At 72.6% G+C, this 19,636-nt stretch carries 13 protein-coding genes; 10 read left to right on the forward strand and 3 right to left on the reverse strand.

Annotated features, from left to right (window positions below):
- The first annotated feature begins 2 nt into the window (after positions 1-2).
- Both E6R18_RS15185 and gatB read left to right on the forward strand, forming a co-directional pair.
- On the forward strand, positions 3-236 hold the full coding sequence (locus tag E6R18_RS15185; RefSeq protein WP_168712355.1) for a hypothetical protein: 234 nt from the start codon (positions 3-5) through the stop codon (positions 234-236).
- Between the two features lie 17 nt (positions 237-253).
- On the forward strand, positions 254-1,762 hold the full coding sequence (gene gatB / locus E6R18_RS15190) for an Asp-tRNA(Asn)/Glu-tRNA(Gln) amidotransferase subunit GatB (protein WP_136317427.1): 1,509 nt from the start codon (positions 254-256) through the stop codon (positions 1,760-1,762).
- Positions 1,763-1,827: 65 nt separating this feature from the next.
- Here the strand turns inward: gatB and E6R18_RS15195 are convergent, their stop codons facing one another.
- Positions 1,828-3,576: a protein kinase gene (locus E6R18_RS15195; protein WP_136317428.1), complete on the reverse strand. Its 1,749-nt coding sequence runs from the start codon at positions 3,574-3,576 to the stop codon at positions 1,828-1,830.
- 315 nt (positions 3,577-3,891) lie between these two features.
- On the opposite strand from E6R18_RS15195, the gene E6R18_RS15200 reads away from it, so the two are divergent.
- The 4 genes from E6R18_RS15200 (at position 3,892) to E6R18_RS15215 (ending at position 10,412) form a co-directional block, all read left to right on the forward strand.
- Positions 3,892-6,105 (forward strand): MMPL family transporter, encoded by a 2,214-nt coding sequence (locus E6R18_RS15200; RefSeq protein WP_136317429.1) that lies wholly within the window; start codon positions 3,892-3,894, stop codon positions 6,103-6,105.
- 64 nt (positions 6,106-6,169) lie between these two features.
- On the forward strand, positions 6,170-6,745 hold the full coding sequence (locus E6R18_RS15205) for a hypothetical protein (protein WP_136317430.1): 576 nt from the start codon (positions 6,170-6,172) through the stop codon (positions 6,743-6,745).
- Between the two features lie 271 nt (positions 6,746-7,016).
- On the forward strand, positions 7,017-7,196 hold the full coding sequence (locus tag E6R18_RS15210) for a hypothetical protein (RefSeq protein ID WP_136317431.1): 180 nt from the start codon (positions 7,017-7,019) through the stop codon (positions 7,194-7,196).
- A gap of 75 nt (positions 7,197-7,271) precedes the next feature.
- Positions 7,272-10,412 (forward strand): AAA family ATPase, encoded by a 3,141-nt coding sequence (locus E6R18_RS15215; protein WP_206308293.1) that lies wholly within the window; start codon positions 7,272-7,274, stop codon positions 10,410-10,412.
- Between the two features lie 18 nt (positions 10,413-10,430).
- On the opposite strand, the gene E6R18_RS15220 is transcribed toward E6R18_RS15215, so the two are convergent.
- Positions 10,431-11,621: a PQQ-dependent sugar dehydrogenase gene (locus tag E6R18_RS15220; RefSeq protein WP_136317471.1), complete on the reverse strand. Its 1,191-nt coding sequence runs from the start codon at positions 11,619-11,621 to the stop codon at positions 10,431-10,433.
- A 183-nt stretch (positions 11,622-11,804) separates the two neighbouring features.
- Positions 11,805-12,797 carry an aldo/keto reductase gene (locus E6R18_RS15225; RefSeq protein ID WP_136317432.1) on the reverse strand — a complete coding sequence of 331 codons (993 nt, stop codon included), beginning with the start codon at positions 12,795-12,797 and terminating at the stop codon, positions 11,805-11,807.
- 83 nt (positions 12,798-12,880) lie between these two features.
- Between E6R18_RS15225 and E6R18_RS15230 the strand changes: the two genes are divergently transcribed.
- From E6R18_RS15230 to ilvN, 4 genes are all read left to right on the forward strand, one after another.
- Positions 12,881-13,843 carry a 2-hydroxyacid dehydrogenase gene (locus tag E6R18_RS15230; RefSeq protein WP_136317433.1) on the forward strand — a complete coding sequence of 321 codons (963 nt, stop codon included), beginning with the start codon at positions 12,881-12,883 and terminating at the stop codon, positions 13,841-13,843.
- A 278-nt stretch (positions 13,844-14,121) separates the two neighbouring features.
- Positions 14,122-16,962, forward strand: a complete 2,841-nt coding sequence (locus E6R18_RS15235; protein WP_136317472.1) for an EAL domain-containing protein — start codon at positions 14,122-14,124, stop codon at positions 16,960-16,962.
- A gap of 215 nt (positions 16,963-17,177) precedes the next feature.
- Positions 17,178-19,034, forward strand: coding sequence for an acetolactate synthase large subunit (locus tag E6R18_RS15240; protein ID WP_136317434.1), 1,857 nt, complete (start codon positions 17,178-17,180; stop codon positions 19,032-19,034).
- A 23-nt stretch (positions 19,035-19,057) separates the two neighbouring features.
- A complete protein-coding gene (ilvN, locus tag E6R18_RS15245; protein ID WP_018553223.1) occupies positions 19,058-19,585 on the forward strand; it encodes an acetolactate synthase small subunit in 528 nt (175 codons plus the stop codon).
- Positions 19,586-19,636: the final 51 nt, after the last annotated feature.

Consider the following 19,636-nt stretch of genomic DNA (forward strand, 5'->3'; position numbering starts at 1 on the left):
CCATGGCAAAGCAGGCCAAGAACTTCAAGAAGTCGAAGACCGGGCTGTACGTATCGCTCGGCACCACCGCGTTCGGCGCGATCAGCGTCGCCAAGCAGGCGAAGCTCGCGCGCAACGACAACGACATGCTGCGGCTCGTCGACGCCGCGGTGTCCGCCGCCGCCATCGTCACGGGCCTCGCGATCCTCTATCGCGAACTGAAGCGTCTCGGCGACGACGACGTTCTGCTGGGCTGAGAGGGAAAGTTTTCACCGTGACTGTCATCGACCTGGAGTCGTACGAGGACGCCCTCGCGACGTACGACCCCGTCATGGGCCTTGAGGTCCATGTGGAGCTCGGCACCAAGACGAAGATGTTCTGCGGCTGCTCCACCGAGCTGAAGCAGGACGCCAACTCGCAGACCTGCCCGGTCTGCCTCGGGCTGCCCGGCGCGCTGCCGGTCGTCAACGAGATCGGCGTCGAGTCCGCCGTCAAGATCGGCCTCGCGCTCAACTGCGAGATCGCCGAGTGGTGCCGCTTCGCCCGGAAGAACTACTTCTATCCGGACATGCCGAAGAACTTCCAGACCTCCCAGTACGACGAACCGATCGCCTTCGACGGCTACCTGGACGTCCAGCTGGAGGACGGCGAGGTCTTCCGGGTGCAGATCGAACGCGCCCACATGGAGGAGGACACCGGAAAGTCGACGCACGTCGGCGGCGCCACCGGGCGTATCCACGGCGCGTCCCACTCCCTGCTCGACTACAACCGCGCGGGCATCCCGCTCATCGAGATCGTCACCAAGCCGATCGAGGGAGCGGGGGCGCGCGCCCCCGAGGTCGCCAAGGCGTACGTCGCCGAGCTGCGCGAGCTCATCAAGGCGCTCGGCGTCTCCGATGCCCGCATGGAGATGGGCCAGATGCGCTGCGACGTGAACCTGTCGCTGCGCCCGCACGGCACCGAGAAGTTCGGTACGCGCTCCGAGACGAAGAACGTGAACTCGCTGCGTTCCGTCGAGCGCGCCGCCCGCTTCGAGATCCAGCGCCACGCCGCGGTGCTGAACTCCGGCGGCACCATCGTGCAGGAGACCCGGCACTTCCACGAGGAGGACGGCTCCACCACGGCCGGCCGCATCAAGGACAACGCCGAGGACTACCGCTACTTCCCCGAGCCCGACCTGGTGCCGGTCGCCCCGGCCCGGGAGTGGGTCGAGGAGCTGCGCAAGGGGCTCCCCGAGCTGCCGCGGCTGCGCCGTGCCCGGCTCAAGGAGGAGTGGGGCGTCTCCGAGCACGACATGCAGTCCATCCTCAACGCGGGCGCGGTCGAGCTGATCGTGGCCACGATCGAGGCGGGCGCCCCGTCGGACCAGGCCCGCAAGTGGTGGATGGGCGAGCTGGCCCGTAACGCCAACGAGACCGGCCGCGGCCTGGACGAGCTGCCCGTCACCCCGGCGCAGGTCGCCCGGGTGGCCGAGCTCGTCGCCTCGGGCGACCTCAACGACAAGCTCGCCCGCCAGGTCCTGGAAGGCGTCCTCGCGGGCGAGGGCGACCCGGACACCGTCGTCGAGAAGCGCGGCCTGAAGGTCGTCTCCGACGAGGGCGCCCTGTCCACGGCCGTGGACGAGGCCATCGCGGGCAACGCCGCCATCGCGGACAAGATCCGCGGCGGCAAGGTCGCGGCGGCCGGTGCGCTGGTCGGCGCCGTCATGAAGGCGACGCGCGGCCAGGCCGACGCGGCGCGGGTGCGCGAGCTGATCCTGGAGAAGCTCGGCGTCGAGGGCTGAGCCCTTCCGTACACGCCCTGGGGGCGGTGCTTCCGGTCCTGGACCGGGGCGCCGCCCCTTCGGCGTCACTTCTTGAGCGTCGGGGCTCCCAGCACCAGATCGCCCATGTCGCAGTGGTCGGCGGGGTCGGCGTAGGTGATGGTCACGCGGAGGATGCCGGTGACCGGCACGGAGATGGTCTTCGGCTTGCCCACGGACACCTCGCCGGTGAAACCCGCCTTGCCGTCCACCGTGATCGTGACGCGGGCGGTCTCGTGCTCCGAGTCGTCGTCGATCCCCGCCACCATGGTGAGGGTCTTCCACTCGCGGCTCAGGTTGTACTTCGCGGAGCCCGTGCACTCCGCGTCGATGCCGTCGTCGGGGACCAGGGCGGTGTCGTAGTACTTGCTGTTCAGCGTGCCGCTCCCCACGGTGAGCCCGGCGAAATTGCCCGAGGCGACGGGTTCCATGAGCGTCAGCGACTGGCTGTCGGCCGTGGCCGCCTCCGGGGGAGTGGTCGTCGCCTCCGATTCCCCCGGCGAAGCACTCGGCGAGGTCTGGGCCTCGTCGTCCTGCCCGGCGGGCACGGTGGCCGTGACGGTCACGGTGGGCGCCGCCTGCGCGCCCTTGCCGTCGCCCTTGTCGTCGTCCGCGCGCAGGGCCTGGATGCCGAGCGCGGCCAGGGCGGCCACGAGGGCGAGGGAGAGCAGGGGGACGAGGACCGGGCGGCGCTTCTTCGCGGGGGACGCGGGTGCCGCCGCCGCGTCGGGCTCCGTGGCGAACGGCGGGTCCTGCCGCAGCGGCATGGTCGGCACCGGGGCTTCCCGTGGCGGGTGCCCCGGGCCCGCCGGGGGCGGCAGCAGCGGCGGGGGAGGCGCGGCCGGCGGGGCGTCGCGTACGTGTTCCGAGGGCGCCGCGTCACGCGCCGACGAGCCCGTGACCGTGGTCGACACCACCGCCGAGCGGACGTCCTTCACCCATGAGGACAGGCTCTCCGGCCGTTTGCCGGGCTCGGCCGCGCAGACGGACAGGATGCGTTCGCGGCGCTCGGGGGTGGCCGCGGCCACCTGCGGCAGCGCGCCCAGCGCGGCCCGCAGCTGCTCGGGCGTGCTGGGCGGCGCCTGGCCGCTGAGCAGGAAGTAGGCGATCGCGCCGAACGCGTACCGGTCGGTGCCCGGGGACCGCTTGCCCTCGAAGACCTCGGGGGCGGCGTAACCGGGGGTGAACCAGACCTCGGCCGTCTGGTGGTCGGCGGTCAGCTTGCTCAGACCGAAGTCCACGAGCGTGGCCTGCCCGTGCGCGTCGACCATGACGTTGCCGGGGGAGAGATCGCCGTGGACGACGGTACGGCCGGACGGGGTCGCCCGGCCGGAGTGCAGCCAGTCCAGCACGTCCGCCAGCTGCTCCAGCGTCCGCAGTACCTCGCGGCGCTCGGCGTGCGTGGCGAGGGTCCGCTCGGCGCGCCAGTCGCGCAGGTCGAGGCCGTCCACCTGGTTCATCACCAGGACCAGGGCCCGGCCGGCCGCCGTCGAGGCGTCCCCGGGGCTGTGGATCGGCGGGCCCTCGAAGTGCTCGCGCACGCCGACGACGCCCGGCCGGTTCACGAAGCGCAGCAGCTCGGCCTGGTCCCGCCACTTCGCGCTGAGGCGCTGGAACTGTTCGACGGTGATCGTGGTCCTGGAGTCCAGGACCTTCACGACGACGGTCTCGGGTACGTTGTCGAGCTCGATCTCAGCCCGGTACAGGACGGCCTCGCCGCCCCGTCCGATGGAATTGAGCAGGCGGTAGCGGTCGGGCGCCGAGTCCGGCCCTATGTGGTGCGTGGCGCTGGTCAATGATCCCCCCGCAGACGGTAGTTGACGGATCATAAGGTAACGGGGCGGGCGCGGGGAGTGGGGTGGGGCCGCGCAACGCGCACCCGCGGGTGCCGGCTGCGAGCGCCCGCCGCCGGGCCACGCGCCGTGCCCGCGGGTCCCTCGTACGGGGGTGTGATGTCGCCCATAAGGTGATCCGCACCCTGTGACCCTCCCCACGAAACGGGCAAATGATCACATAAGGCTGCCAGAGTGGCGGTTCTCAGGTCATGCGTTTTCCTGCGGGCGGCTCTGCCGGGCCCCCGGGGAGGCACGAACCCGCAGGGAGTACGTCCCTTGGCTGCCATCGCCCGCTGGTGCGTCACGCACCGCCTCCTCGCCGTCCTCATCTGGCTGCTCGCCCTCGGGGGCACGGCCGCCGCCGCGGCGATCGCGGGGTCGGCCTACTCCAACGACTACGAGGCGCCGGGGACCGAGTCCGGCCGGGCCGCCGCGCTGCTGAAGAGCGGGTTCACCGATCTCGGCGGTGACACCGACACCATCGTCTGGCACACCGACGACTCCACCGTGCGGGCCGCCGACGTCCAGCAGAAGATGACCCGGACCCTGCACGCCGTCGAGCGGCTGCCGGGCGTCGGGGCGGTCGACGGACCGTACACGCAGACCGGCGCCGCGCAGATCAGCGCGGACGGGCGCACCGCGTACGCCACCGTCACCTTCCACCAGCGCGCCGACGACGTCCCCGTGGCGCAGGCGCAGGAGGTCGTGGACACCGCGAAGGCGGCCGAGAGCCCGCATTTGCGCGTCGAACTGGGCGGCTCGGCCGTCGCTCTGACCGAGGCACCGGCCGCGCACCTCAGTGAGGCCATCGGGGTCGCCGTCGCGGCGGTCGTGCTCTTCCTCGCCTTCGGCTCGCTCGCCGCGAGCATGCTGCCCATCGCCACCGCGCTCGTCTCGGTCGGCACGGCGTACGCGGGCATCGTGCTGCTCGGGCACATGATGACCGTCGCCGACTTCGCGCCGATGCTGGGCATGCTGATAGGGCTGGGCGTCGGCATCGACTACGCGCTGTTTATCGTCACCCGGCACCGTTGGGGGCTGCGGCGGGGCATGACCGTGCCCGAGGCGGCCCAGCACGCGGTCGCGACGACCGGGCGGGCCGTCGCCTTCGCGGGGGCCACCGTCTGCATCGCCCTGCTCGGCATGCTGATCCTGCGGCTGAGCTTCCTCAACGGCGTCGCCATCGCCGCCTCGCTCACCGTCGTCCTGACCGTCGCCGCCTCGGTGACCCTGCTGCCGGCCCTGCTCTCGCTGATCGGCCTGCGGGCACTGAGCAGACGCGAGCGCGCCCGGCTGGCCGCCCACGGGCCGCAGCCCGAACCACCCACCGGCTTCGCCGCCCGCTGGTCCGCCTTCGTGGAGCGGCACCCCAAACTGCTGGGCTCGCTCGCCGCCGCCGTGATGCTGGTCCTCGCGCTGCCCACCTTCTCGCTCCACCTCGGCAGCTCCGACCAGGGCAACAACGCGGAGTCCTCCACCACCCGGCAGGCGTACGACCTGCTCGCCGACGGCTTCGGCCCCGGTGTCAACGGGCCGCTGACGGTCGCCGCGCACCTGGACGGCGCCGACGACCGGCTCGCGATGGACGCCCTGCCCGCCACCCTGCGGGCCGTCGACGGGGTGGCCCGGGCCTACCCGGTGACGTACAACGCCGGCGGCGACACCGCGTACGTCACCGTCGTCCCCGACTCCTCCCCGCAGTCCCGCGAGACCAGCGCCCTGGTCGAGCGGCTGCGCACGGACGTGCTGCCGAGGGCGGCCGACAACACCTCGCTGGAGACCCATGTGGGCGGGGTGACCGCGAGCTACGACGACTTCGCGCAGATCATCATCGGCAAGCTGCCACTCTTCATCGGCGTCGTCATAGGGCTCGGCTGCCTGCTGTTGCTGCTGGCCTTCCGGTCCATCGGCATCCCGCTGAAGGCGGCCGCGATGAACGTGGCGGCGGTCGCCTCGTCGTTCGGCGTCGTCGTGGCGATCTTCCAGTGGGGCTGGGGGAGTGAACTGCTCGGCCTCGGCAGCGCGGGCCCCATCGAGCCCTTCCTCCCGGTGATCATGGTCTCGGTGCTCTTCGGCCTCTCCATGGACTACCAGGTCTTCCTGGTGGGCCGGATGTACGAGGAGTGGCTGGAGACCGGCGACAACCGGCGCGCGGTCCGGGTGGGCCTCGCCGAGACCGGCCGGGTGATCAACTCGGCCGCGGTGATCATGATCTCGGTGTTCCTCGCCTTCGTCCTGAGCGGCGACCGGGTCATCGCGATGTTCGGCATCGCCCTGGCGGCGGCCGTGGCCCTGGACGCCTTCGTCCTGCGCACCCTGCTCGTCCCGGCGCTGATGCACCTGCTGGGCGGGGCGAACTGGTGGCTGCCCGGCTGGCTGGAGCGGCGGCTGCCCCGCCTGAGCATCGAACCGCCCGACCGCGCGGTGCCGCGCCTGCCGGTGCCGGGGGTGCGGGTCCGCGAGGAGGAGCGGGCCGAGCGCGTCCACTGACCGCGCGCCGGGGCGACGGCGGGCGTTAAGGGGCCTCTCATCTGCGGCACCTAGCGTGCGCCCCATGAACCCCACGACGCCCGAAGCCGCCGTCACCGACGGCGAGCAGACGACCGACAAGCCCGAGCACGCCACCGCGCAGGAGACGGACCAGCAGGACCTCGACGAGGCGGGCCGGGGGGCCGGGGCGGACGCGGATGCCGAGGACGTCGACGTAGACGCCGACGCCGACGCCGAGTCCTCCGGGCTCGTCGCCGCCGCGGCGGCCGTCGTCTCCGCCGGACTCGGCGTCGCCGCGCTCACGGGCGGCTGGAGCGGCCGGGTCGCCGCCGAGCGCGAGACCCTGATCGGTCAGATCAAGACGTCCTCCGGCGGCTCCGCGGCCCAGCAGATCTCCGAGATATACGGCGACGCCTGGCACGCCACCGCCCTGGTCAACGGCCTCTTCGGCCTGCTCGCCCTGCTGGTCGGCTGCTACGTCCTGGTCCGGCCCGCGTTCGGCGCCCCGACCGCGCACCCGCAGGCCGGCTGGGTCCGTGCGGTGGCCAAGGGCGGCATCGCGCTGGGCACTCTCGGCGTGCTGATCTCCGTGGCCATGTACTTCGACCTCATCGTGGCGCTGCCCGCGACGGCCGGGTAGTCGCCCGCGACGGCCGGGGAGTCGCCCGCGACGGCCGGATAGGTGCCCGCGACGGCCGGATAGGTGACCTCCCGGACACGGCCTAAGGCATGGACGGGCCGCACCACCGCACCTCTGCGGTGGTGCGGACCCGTGCCTAAGGCCGCCGCACCCCGCAGATGCGGAACTCGCCCGATGTGGCGCACCCCCCTGGGGGACGAGAGTGGTGGCACGGCGGACGACCGCCGTGCCACCGAGGCCCGAACGGGCCCTCACCCAAGGGGGACATCCCATGTACGAGCTCGAACTCCACAAGATCATGCAGGCCGAACTCCTGCGCCGCGCCGACCATCGGCGGCTCCTCGTGGAAGCCCGCCGCGCCCGCAGGTCCGGCGGCCGCTCCCCGCGCCAGGAGGACGGGAGGACGGTGAGTACCGGCGGCGAACGGCGACGTTTCACCCCCGCCGCGTAGGACGGGCCCGGTGGACCAGGGCCGGACGGCATGAACGCCCGGAAAATTCCGACCGCACTGTCGGACCCGTGTGCGATGCTCGGCCACGTGGAGACCAGGTCAGTCAGCCCCGTGTTCGTCGGCCGCACCGGCGAACTCACCTCGCTCACCGGCGCGCTCACCCGCGCCACCGCCGAACCCTCCGGTGCCGCCGGAGGGTTCGGCGGCGAACCGCAGGCCCTGCTCATCGGCGGCGAGGCGGGGGTCGGCAAGACCCGCCTGGTCGAGGAGTTCCTCGCCGTGGCGGTCCGCCGCGAAGCCGTCGTCGCCGTCGGCGGCTGCGTCGAGATCGGCGCCGACGGCCTGCCGTACGCCCCCTTCTCCACCGCCCTGCGCGCCCTGCTCCGCGCCCTGCCCGACGAGATGGCCACCGCCTGCGCCGGCCAGGAGGGCGAGCTGGCCCGCCTCCTGCCCGAGCTCGGCGAGCCGGGCCAGGGCAGCTTCGACGAGCACGGCACCGCCCGCCTCTTCGAGCTCACCGTCCGGCTGCTGGAGCGCATCTCGGCGGACCGGGCCGTCGTGCTCGTCCTGGAGGACCTGCACTGGGCCGACTCCTCCACCCGCCACCTCCTCGCCTACCTCTTCCGCACGCTGCGCAGCGGCCGCCTCGTCGTCGTCGGCACCTACCGCGCCGACGACATCCACCGCCGCCACCCGCTGCGCCCCCTCCTCGCCGAACTGGACCGGCTGCGCACCGTCCGCCGCATCGAGCTGTCCCGGTTCACCCGGTCCGAGGTCCGCCGCCAGCTCGCCGGCATTCTCGCCGGCACCCCCGAACCGGCCCTCGTGGACGAGATATTCGAGCGCTCCGACGGCAACGCCTTCTTCGTCGAGGAGCTGGCCTGCACCCTGGAGTGCGGTGACGGCGCCGGCCTGCCCGACTCGCTGCGCGACCTCCTCCTCGTCCGCGTCGAGGCCCTGTCCGACGACGCCCAGAAGATCGCCCGGATCGTCGCCGAGGGCGGCTCCGCCGTCGAGTACGAACTGCTCGCCGCCGTAGCCGGCCTCGCCGAGGACGACCTCATCGAGGCCCTGCGCACCGCAGTCGGCGCCAACCTGCTGCTCACCACCCCCGAGGGCGACGGCTACCGCTTCCGCCACTCCCTGGTCCGCGAGGCCGTCAGCGACGACCTGCTCCCCGGCGAGCGCTCACGGCTCAACCGCCGCTACGCCGAGGCCCTGGAGGCCGACCCGGGCCTCGTCTGCGACGGGGAGCGCGCCACCCGCCTGGCCAGCTACTGGTACGGGGCGCACGACCCGGCCAAGGCCCTGCCCGCCGTCCTCAGGGCATCCGTCGAAGCCCGCCACCGCAACGCCTACGCCGAACAACTGCGCCTGCTGGAACGGGCGCTGGAGCTGTGGGACGACGCACCCGAAGCCGTACGCGCCACCCTGCGCCCCATCGACTACGCCGAGGTCTACCCCGCCTGCGGGCGGGACGGCACCACCCCGCTGAGCTATCTCGACCTGATGGCCGAGGCCACCGTCGCCGCCCGCCTCGGCGGTGAGCGCGAGCGGGCCTTCGCCATCTGCAAGAAGGCGCTGCGCATCCTGGAGGGCGAGGACGACGCCCTGCGCGCCGCCTGGTTCTGGGTGCAGCGCTCCCGCCTGGTCCAGGACCTCACCCGCGGCGACGGCTGGGAGGAGCTGGCCACGGCCGAGCGGCTGGTCCGGGGCCTGCCGCCGTCCGCGGTGCACGCGGACGTCCTGATGATGGTGGCCGGCTGGGGCGCCCTGCACCGCCCGGGCGCCGACACCCTGGCCGCCGCCGAACGGGCCGTGGAGTACGCGCAACTGGTCGGCGACGAGTACATCGAGCTGCACGCCCGGCTCACCCGCGGCTGGCTCAACGCGGACGCCGGAGCCGTGGACGAGGGCATCGCCGAGATGTACGCCGTCCGCGACCGGGCCGACGAGCTGGGCCTCATCGACATCATGGGCCGCGCCAGCATCAACCTCCCCTCTACCCTGGAAGCCATGGGCCGCTCCCTCGAAGCGGTCACCGCCGCGGACCACGGCATCGGGATCTGCCACGAGCACGGCGTCGCCGACATCGAGGCATGGGTCCGCACCAACCAGGCGATGTCCCTGTTCTCGCTGGGGCGCTGGGACGAGTCGGAGGCCACCACCGAGGCGGCCGCCCGCAAGTCGCTGTCGCGTAAGTCGCAGGGGCTCGTCGCGGCCCGGCGTACCGAAGTGGCCCTCGCGCGCGGCGACCTCGCCGAGGCCGAGCGCCAACTCGTGCTGACCCGCCGGTGCTTCGGCTCCAGTGATCCGCAGCCGCAGCACTTCCTCAACCCCGTCCGGCACGCCATCCAGCTCGCCGTGCGGCAGGGGCGCCTCCCCGAGGCCCGCGCCGCCTTCGAGGCCCAGGCCGCCGAGGGCTTTCCCACCGGGACCCAGCGGTACGCCTTCCCGATGCTGCACGTCGTCGCGGCGGCGGAGGCCGACGCCCGGGGGCTGCCCGCCACCGAACCGGACCGGCCCGCCATCCTCGACCTGGTCCGCACCCACCTCAAGGGGCTGCCGGCCCTCGTCCCGGTGTGGGCCGCCCACGTGCTCCTGATCGAGGCGGAGCTGGCCAGGGCCGAGGGGACCGACACCCCCGACCACTGGGCCGGCGCCGCCCGGGCCTTCACCCCGCTGCACCGCCCGTACGAGCTGGCGCAGATCCGCCACCGCTGGGCGGAGGCCCTGCTCGTCGCCTCAGGCGGCCGGGCCGCGGCCACCGGCCTGCTGCGCGAGGCCCACGGCACCGCCGTACGCCTCGGGGCCCGCCCGCTCACCGAGACCATCGAACTGCTGGCCGGCCGCGCCCGCATCACCCTCGCCGGCACCGGGGACGCGGCAGCCGAGGAGGTGCCCGCGGCGGTCGTCGTCCCGGACGAGGCCGGCGCCGGCGAGCCGTCCCCGGTCCGGGACCCCTCCGAGGAGCAGCTGCGGGCCGCGGCCGCCGCCGTGGAGTCCTTCGGCCTGACCCGGCGCGAGCAGGACGTGCACCGGCTGGTCGCGGCGGGCCTCACCAACCGCCGCATCGCCGAGGAGCTGTACATCTCGCCGAAGACCGCGAGCGTCCACGTCTCCAACATCCTGGCCAAGCTGGGCGTGACCGGCCGCGGCGAGGCGGCCGCCCTGGCCCACCGGCTGCGCCTGTACCCCGTGCCGGAGAATCCGTGAGACGGCCGCGGTGGGGCCTCACTCCACCTTGAGCAGCAGGATCTTGTCGTCGCCGGACTTCGGGGTGCCCCGGCCGTCCGTCTCGCTCGTGACGAGCCAGAGCTTGTCGCCGCCCGCCGCGAGAACCGTGCGCAGCCGCCCGTACTCGCCCTTCAGGAACGCCTGCGGGTCCGCCATGGGCTCCTTGGCCGCCCCGTCCTCACGGGACAGCGGAATCCGCCACAGCCGCTCGCCGCGCAGCCCGGCCATCCAGATCGAGCCCTTGGCGTAGGCGATGCCGCTCGGTGACGCCTCGGAGGTCTTCCACTGCGCGACCGGGTCGTGGAAGCCCTTCTTGTGCGCGGTGCCCTCGACGTCGGGCCAGCCGTAGTTGCCGCCCGGCTCGATCAGGTTCAGCTCGTCCCAGGTGTCCTGGCCGAACTCCGAGGCCCACAGCCGCTTGTCCGCGTCCCAGGCGAGGCCCTGCACGTTGCGGTGCCCGTACGAATACACCACGGAGTCCGCCTCCGGATTGCCGTGCAGCGGCTCGCCGTCGGGCGTCATCCGCAGGATCTTGCCGGCCAGGGACTTCTCGTCCTGGGCGCGCCCGTCGTCGCCCGTCTCGCCCGTGCCCGCGTACAGCATGTGGTCGGGACCGAACGCGATCCGGCCGCCGTTGTGGATCATGCCCTTGGGGATGCCGCGCAGGATGGTGTCCGGGGCGCCGAGCCGCTGGCCGGGCGTGGAGCCGTTCTCGTCGTAGAGCATGCGGGCGATGCGGTTGTCCGACGCGGTGGTGAAGTACGCGTACACCAGGTGGTCGGTGCCGAAGTCCGGCGAGACGGCGATGCCCAGCAGCCCGCCCTCGCCGGCCGGGGCCACGCCGGGGACGGTGCCGAGCAGGGTCTTCTTGCCGCTCTTCGCGTCGATCCGGGTGATCGTCCCCTTGTCCCGGGAACCCACCAGGAGGTCCCCGCCGGGCAGCTCCGCGAGGCCCCACGGAGACTTCAGCCCCTCGGTGAGCGTCGAGACCACCGACACCGAGCCCTTGGCGGGCGGCAGATCGACCGGGGGACGCGAGGCGGACGGCGACGGCGAGGCGGACTTCCCGGGCGAGGCCGAGGACGAGCCGGCCGGTGAACTCGCGCCCTGGCCCGCCGAACTCTCCACGCCCTCCTGCGAGGTGCACCCCGCCGCGAGCAGCAGGGCGCCGGCCGCCAGCACGGCCACCGCGCCCCGCCGCGCCCCGCGACCGCTCCCGCCGGGCCCCGTAGGCCCCACCGGGTCCTGCACTGATCCGAACACCGCACCGATCCCTTCGACGGCCGCTTGTACCTCGTTCTTACACTGCGGCCGCGCCCCAGGTTCCCAAGCCGGCGGACTTTCCCGCTCGGCGATCAGGGGTTCGCGCACTCAGTCCCAGGACTCGCGCGCCGCCGGCAGCCGGTCGATCTCCGCCAGGTCACGCGCCGTCAGCGACAGCCCGGCCGCCCCCGCGTTCTCCACGGCCCAGTGCGCCTGCTTGGTGCCCGGCACCGGGACCACCTGGGGCCCCTGGTGCAGCACCCAGGCCAGGGCCACCTGGGCGGGCGTCGCCCCGTGCCGCTCGGCTATCCGGCGCAGCCCCACCACCACCGGCTGGTTCGCGGCCATCATCTCGGCCGTGAAGCGGGGATGCCTGGCCCGCAGGTCCTCCGGCTCGAAACCCTGCCCCGGCGTCAGCGTCCCCGTCAGGTAGCCGTTGCCCAGGGGCATCGCGGCCAGGAAGCCCACACCCCGGGCGGCGCACCACGGCAGCAGCGACTCCAGCGCCTGCGGCGACCACACCGAGAGCTCCGCCTGCACCGCGCTCACCGGGAAGACCTGCTGCACCCGCTCCAGCTGCCGGATCGTTCCGTCATGCATCCGGGCACCCGGCCGCCGCGATGCCCGCGCCCCGACCGCGCACAGCCCCAGCGCCCTGACCTTGCCCGCGCCCACCAGCTCCGCCATCGCGCCCCAGGTCTCCTCGACGGGCACCTCGGGGTCGGCCCGGTGCAGCTGGTACAGGTCGATCACATCGGTCTGCAGCCGCCTGAGCGAGGCGTCGCAGGCCCGCCGCACATAGCCGGGCCTGCCGTTGGCCACGATGTGCTGGTCTCCCACGAGCAGCCCGCACTTGGTGGAGACGAACGCCTGCGCCCGGCGCCCCTTCAACGCCCGCCCCACCAGCAGCTCGTTGGTGAACGGGCCGTACATGTCGGCGGTGTCGAGCAGGTCGACGCCCGCGTCGAGCGCCGCGTGCACCGCCCGCAGCGCACGGTCGCCCCGCTGCCGCGAGGCGCTGTACGCCCAGCTCATCGGCATGCAGCCGAGACCGACCGCACCCACGGCGAGCGCCGCCGCACCCAGACTCCTGCGCTCCAACTCCCCGAACCCTCCCACCGCCTCGCACCGCACCCCCAAAACTAACCTCTGCGCCCCGCCGGGCTTCGCATAGCCTCCTGACCATGACTTCCACCACGCATTCCGCCCCCGCCCCCGCCGTCTGGATGCCGTTCGCGGCCGATGAGATCGAGGGGCTTCCCGAGGGGCTGACGTACCACTTCTGGGACGGCTCGCAGGAGTTCCCCGCCGACCCCGCCGACTGCGCCTACTACGTCGTCCCCTACATGAAGGGCCTGGAGGTCGCGGTCCGGCCGCTCGCGCGGATGAGCGGGGTGCAGGTCGTGCAGACCCTGTCGGCGGGCATCGACCACGTCGAGCCGGGTCTCGCCGGACTGCCCGCCGGGGTACGGCTGTGCAACGCCAAGGGCGTCCACGAGGCGTCCACCGCCGAGCTGACCCTCGCGCTGATCCTGGCCTCGCTGCGCGGCTTCCCCGGCTTCGTGCACGGCCAGGACGAGGAGGAGTGGCGGTCCGGCTTCTACCCGGCGCTCGCCGACAAGTCCGTGCTGATCGTGGGCTACGGATCGATCGGCTCGGCCATCGAGGACCGGCTCGCGCCGTTCGAGTGCGCGCGGGTCGCACGCGTCGCGCGCTCCGCACGGACAACCGCACGCGGACCCGTACACACGCTCGACGACCTGCCCGCACTGCTGCCCGAGGCCGACATCGTCGTTCTGTCCACCCCGCTGAACCCCTCCACGCAGGGGCTGGTGGACGCGAAGTTCCTCGCCGCGATGCGGGACGGGGCGCTCCTGGTCAACGTCGCCCGGGGCCCGGTCGTCAACACCGAGGCCCTGCTGTCCGAACTCGAGTCCGGCCGGCTGCACGCCGCCCTCGACGTCACCGACCCGGAACCGCTGCCGTCCGGCCACCCCCTCTGGCATGCTCCCCACGTCCTCATCACCCCGCACGTCGGCGGCAGCACCTCCGCGTTCCTGCCGCGCGCCAAGCGGCTGATCGCCGGACAGCTCACCCGGTTCGCCGCGGGCGAGCCGCTGGACAACGTCGTACGCACCACCGGCTGAGCACGCACCGAGCACGTCCGGCTCCGCTCCGTGGCCACAACACCGCAGGTCGTCACGGAGAGTAGAGGAACTATGTCGCTGAGTGACGAGTCTGGTGTATCGTCCCGAAAGGGGGGCCGCGCCGGGCAGGGGCGGCGCCGAGGAGCCAGCCACACGCGAGGGGGGCGACGGGCGATGGACGGCCGATGGGCGAACGATCCGACACGGCGGGGCCGGCGGCCGGCCGAGGGGCCGGTGTACCGGCGCCGCAGCCGGCCGGGCACCTCGGGGGCACCGCGGTGAGCGCCCCGGCGAGCACCCGCGGAGCGCTCCTCGCCGGGCAGTCCGGGGTGGCCCGCACATCCGCGCTGCTCCCGCAGCTCGTCCTCGGCCTGGTCTGCGGCGGATACGCGGTGGGCGCGGCCACCGGCTGGGGCTCGGCCCAGGTCGCCCTGTTCATGGGCGACTTCGGCCTCAGCGCCGCCGCCCTGACCGCCGCCGTCTCCTGCTTCCTGTTCGCCCGCGCCGCGGACAACCGGTTCCGGCCCGCCTGGCTGCTGTTCTCGCTCTCCTCGCTGATGGCCTCGGGCGGCAACGCCGTATGGGGCTGGTACGAGTTCGTGCGCGGGGCGCCGGTGCCCAGCCCCTCGCTCGCCGACCTCTTCTACCTCTGCTTCGCGCCGCCCGCCATCGTCGGCCTCCTCGTCCTCGCCAAGCGGCCCGTCACCAGGGCCGGCTGGGTCTGCCTGGCCCTCGACTCCTGGCTGATCGGCGGCTCGCTCCTCACGCTGTCCTGGAGCCTCGCCCTCGCCCACACCGCGCACGTCGCGGACGTGGAGGGCGACAGCGTGGCCCGCGCCGCCCTCTCGCTGGCCTACCCGCTCCTGGACATCGTGCTGGTCTCCATGGTGCTCGCGTTGCACTTCCGGCGCTCCAGCGTCAACCGCGCCGCGGTCAACACCGCCATCGCCGCGCTCGCCCTGACCGTCCTGTGCGACGCCCTGTTCACCTCGCCGCTGCTGCGCCAGACCTACCACTCCGGCCAGTTGCTCGACGCGGGCTGGTTCGCCGGCTCGCTGCTCCTGGCCTACGCCCCCTGGGGCGCCGCGCGCGAGGCGGGCAACGCTGTCCAGGACCAGGATGCCGGCGCGCGCCCCACCAGCCGTCCCATCGCCGGCTCGCTGGCCGCGCTGACCCCGTATCTCGCCGCCGCCGTCTGCACGCTGGGCATCCTGTACAACGTCATCGAGGGCCGCCGGGTCGACCGCGTCGTGGTCTTCACCGGGTGCACGGTGGTGCTCGCCCTCGTCGTCCGGCAGGGCATCATGCTCGTCGACAACATCGCCCTCACCCAGGAACTGGCCCAGAAGGAGAACCACTTCCGCTCCCTGGTCCAGGGCTCCAGCGACGTCATCATGATCGCCGACCCCAGCGGCATCCTGCGCTACGTCAGCCCCGCGGCGGCCGGCGTCTACGGGCGCGACGCCGACGAGCTGGTCGGCACCGAGCTCTCCTCGATCATCCACCCCGACGACCTGGGCCGGGTGGTCCACGAGGTGCGGCGGTTCCTGGCCGCCCCGCCGGCCGAGGAGCCCACCACCCGCATCGAGTGCCGCTTCCGCTCCGGCTCCGGCGACTGGCTGAACGTCGAGTCCACCGTCAACCGCCACCAGGGCGGCCTGATCCTCAACAGCCGGGACGTCACCGAACGGGTCCGCCTCCAGGCCCAGTTGCAGCACAACGCCGAGCACGACCCGCTCACCGACCTGCCCAACCGGGCGCTGTTCACCAGCCGGGTCCGCCAGGCGCTCGGCGGGCGCCGGGCCGGGGACGCGGGCACCGCCGTGCTCTTCATCGACCTGGACGGCTTCAAGGCGGCCAACGACCGGCTCGGCCACCAGGCGGGCGACGAACTCCTCATCCAGGCCGCCCGCCGCCTCCAGGACGCCGTCCGCGCCGGGGACACCGCGGCCCGCCTCGGCGGCGACGAGTTCGCCGCGCTCATCGTCGGCGACGGCAGCCGCGAACAGGACGCCCGCGAGTTCCAGGTCCACGAGATCGCCGACCGGCTGCGCCTCACGCTCTCCGAGCCCTACCGCATCGGGGCCGGCGAGGTCCGGGTCACCGCCTCCATCGGCGTCGCCTTCGCCGAGCCCGGCATCACCCCCAACGACCTCATGCGCAACGCGGACCTCGCCATGTACCGCGCCAAGGCGGGCGGCAAGAACCGCGTCGAGCTGTACGCCCCGCAGATGCAGGCCGACGTCGTACGCCGCTCCGAGCTTGCGACCCGGCTGCGCGGCGCCCTGCGCGACGGCGAGTTCGCGCTGCTCCACCAGCCCGTGGTGCACCTGGCCAGCGGCACCGTCGCCGCCGTCGCCGCCCAGGCCCGCTGGCGCTCCGCCCAGGGCATCCTGTTCACCCCCGCCGAGTTCCTGCGGATCGCCGAGGACAGCGACCGCACCGCCGAGCTGAGCCGCTGGATCCTCGAAGAGGCCGTCGAGCAGGCCGCCGACCGGGCCGGGGCCGGCCACCAGGTCTCCGTCGCCGTCCGCCTCCCGGCCCGCAGACTGCTCGACCGGGCGCTGCCCGCCGCCTCCGTCGAGGCGCTGCTCACGCGGTACGGCCTGCCGTCCGGGGCGCTCATGATCGAGGTCGCGGACAGCGACCCACGGGTCTCCTTCGAGGACCTGGAACAGCGCCTCGCCGCCCTGCGCCGCCTCGGCGTGCGGATCGCGCTCGACGGCTTCGGCAGCGGCTACGCCGCGATAAACGCCCTGCGCCGGCTCCCCATCGACGTGCTCAAACTGGACCGCGGCCTGGTCGAGGGCGTGGTCGAGTCCGCCCGGCTGCACAAGATCACCAGCGGGCTGCTGCGGATCGCCTGCGACCTCGGCATGCAGTCCGTGGCCGACGGCGTGGACGTGCCCGAACAGGTCCTCGCGCTGCGCGCCATGGGCTGTACGCACGGCCAGGGCATGGCCTTCTCCGGGCCGCTCGACGAATACCGGCTGCGCCGCACCCTGGCCCGCGGTACGTTCCCGGTCCCCGGCGGCGTGCCCGCGCAGCCTGCTCTGGCGGGCGGTTCGGTCCCGTCGCTCACCGGCTCACATGGTGAGACACCCGTCCCACCCACTTGACACTCCGCGTGCGTCGGAGAGAGGGTCAATGCCATGCGCACCCGAATTCTCGTACTTGGAAAGCGCGTCGGCTGAAGCAGAGTCCCTCCATGACACTCTGCAGACCGCACCGGCGCGCTCCCCTCGCTTGCCTCACGGCACGAGGGGTTTTTTGTTGCACCGAACCTCGCAAAACGCCGTAAAACACTCGCAGAAACCTCAGCTTCGAGAAGAGAATGCCGATGACCGAGCAGGCCACCGGGGCCCACCATCCCCAGCCGCGGGCCCGTAACGGCGGATCGCCCGCCGCCTCCGCCCCGCACCTCACGGGCGCGCAGTCCCTCATCCGTTCTCTTGAGGAAGTCGGGGCCGACACGGTATTCGGCCTCCCCGGCGGCTGCATCCTCCCGGCGTACGACCCGCTGATGGACTCCACCCGGGTCCGCCACATCCTGGTCCGCCACGAGCAGGGTGCGGGCCACGCGGCCACCGGCTACGCGCAGGCCACCGGCAAGGTCGGCGTCTGCATGGTCACCTCGGGTCCCGGCGCCACCAACCTCGTCACGCCGATCGCCGACGCGGCCATGGACTCCGTGCCCATGGTCGCGATCACCGGCCAGGTGGCCTCCGGTGCCATCGGTACGGACGCCTTCCAGGAAGCCGACATCTGCGGCATCACCATGCCGATCACGAAGCACAACTTCCTGGTCACCCGCGCCGAGGACATCGCGCACACGATCGCCGAGGCGTTCCACATCGCCTCCACCGGCCGCCCCGGCCCCGTCCTCGTCGACATCGCCAAGGACGCGCTGCAGTCGAAGACCGCCTTCAGCTGGCCGCCGGTCATGGACCTGCCCGGCTACCGCCCGGTCACCAAGCCGCACGCCAAGCAGATCCGCGAGGCCGCCAAGCTCATCACCCAGGCCAAGCGCCCGGTGCTGTACGTCGGCGGCGGCGTCATGAAGGCCGGGGCCACCGCCGAACTCAAGGTGCTGGCCGAGCTGACCGGAGCGCCCGTCACCACCACGCTGATGGCGCTCGGCTCCTTCCCCGACAGCCACCCGCAGCACGTGGGAATGCCCGGCATGCACGGTTCGGTCACCGCCGTCACCGCGCTGCAGAAGTCCGACCTGATCGTCGCGCTCGGCGCCCGGTTCGACGACCGCGTCACCGGCAAGCTGGACAGCTTCGCCCCGTACGCCAAGATCGTCCACGCGGACATCGACCCGGCGGAGATCGGCAAGAACCGCGCGGCCGACGTCCCGATCGTCGGTGACGCCCGCGAGGTCATCGCCGACCTCGTCCAGGCCGTCCAGGCCGAGCACACCGAGGGCAACACCGGCGACTACACCGCCTGGTGGAAGGACCTCAACCGCTGGCGCGAGACCTACCCGCTCGGCTACGACCTCCCCGAGGACGGCAGCCTCTCCCCGCAGCAGGTCATCCAGCGCATCGGCGAACTCGCCCCGCCGGACACCATCTTCGCCGCGGGCGTCGGCCAGCACCAGATGTGGGCCTCGCACTTCATCCAGTACGAGCAGCCCGCCACCTGGCTGAACTCCGGCGGCGCCGGCACGATGGGCTACGCGGTCCCCGCGGCGATGGGCGCCAAGGCCGGCATGCCCGACCGCACGGTCTGGGCGATCGACGGCGACGGCTGCTTCCAGATGACCAATCAGGAGCTCACCACCTGCGCCCTGAACAACATCCCGGTCAAGGTCGCCATCATCAACAACGGCGCGCTCGGGATGGTCCGCCAGTGGCAGACCCTCTTCTACAACCAGCGGTACTCCAACACCGTGCTGCACTCCGGCACCGACACGGACGGCAACGCGGCGAAGGGCACCCGGGTGCCGGACTTCGTCAAGCTCTCCGAGGCCATGGGCTGCTATGCGATCCGCTGCGAGGACCCGGCCGACCTGGACAAGGTCATCGCCGAGGCCAACGCGGTCAACGACCGCCCGGTCGTCGTCGACTTCATCGTCCACGAGGACGCCATGGTGTGGCCGATGGTCGCCGCCGGCACCTCCAACGACGAGGTCATGGCCGCCCGCGGCGTCCGCCCCGACTTCGGCGACAACGAAGACGACTGAGAGACAGAGAGAGACCGACTTCCATGTCCACCAAGCACACGCTCTCCGTCCTGGTCGAGAACAAGCCCGGTGTCCTGGCCCGGATCACCGCCCTGTTCTCCCGCCGCGGCTTCAACATCGACTCGCTCGCGGTCGGCACCACCGAACACCCCGACATCTCCCGCATCACCATCGTCGTGAATGTCGAGGACCTGCCCCTGGAGCAGGTGACCAAGCAGCTCAACAAGCTGGTCAACGTCCTGAAGATCGTCGAACTCGAGCCGTCCGCTGCGATCCAGCGCGAGCTCGTCCTGGTGAAGGTCCGCGCCGACAACGAGACCCGCTCCCAGATCGTCGAGATCGTCCAGCTGTTCCGCGCCAAGACCGTCGACGTCTCGCCCGAGGCCGTCACGATCGAGGCGACCGGCGGCGCCGACAAGCTGGAGGCGATGCTCAAGATGCTGGAGCAGTACGGCATCAAGGAGCTCGTCCAGTCCGGCACCATCGCCATAGGACGTGGCGCGCGCTCGATCACCGACCGGTCCCTGCGCGCCCTGGACCGCACGGCGTAAGCACGGCGCAACCATCAAGGGCCCGCCGCGCCGCTCGTATGGCGAGACCCG

Origin of the sequence: Streptomyces sp. A1277 (assembly GCF_004795015.1) — a bacterium.
Classification (GTDB): Bacteria; Actinomycetota; Actinomycetes; order Streptomycetales; family Streptomycetaceae; genus Streptomyces.

Bases quoted from the DNA above. Each gene is read 5' to 3' on its own strand.
- E6R18_RS15230 (WP_136317433.1), top strand. From the start codon at position 12,881: ATGACTTCCACCACGCATTCCGCCCCCGCCCCCGCCGTCTGGATGCCG.
- E6R18_RS15205 (WP_136317430.1), top strand. From the start codon at position 6,170: ATGAACCCCACGACGCCCGAAGCCGCCGTCACCGACGGCGAGCAGACG.
- ilvN (WP_018553223.1), top strand. From the start codon at position 19,058: ATGTCCACCAAGCACACGCTCTCCGTCCTGGTCGAGAACAAGCCCGGT.
- E6R18_RS15240 (WP_136317434.1), top strand. From the start codon at position 17,178: ATGCCGATGACCGAGCAGGCCACCGGGGCCCACCATCCCCAGCCGCGG.
- E6R18_RS15210 (WP_136317431.1), top strand. From the start codon at position 7,017: ATGTACGAGCTCGAACTCCACAAGATCATGCAGGCCGAACTCCTGCGC.
- E6R18_RS15215 (WP_206308293.1), top strand. From the start codon at position 7,272: ATGCTCGGCCACGTGGAGACCAGGTCAGTCAGCCCCGTGTTCGTCGGC.
- E6R18_RS15185 (WP_168712355.1), top strand. From the start codon at position 3: ATGGCAAAGCAGGCCAAGAACTTCAAGAAGTCGAAGACCGGGCTGTAC.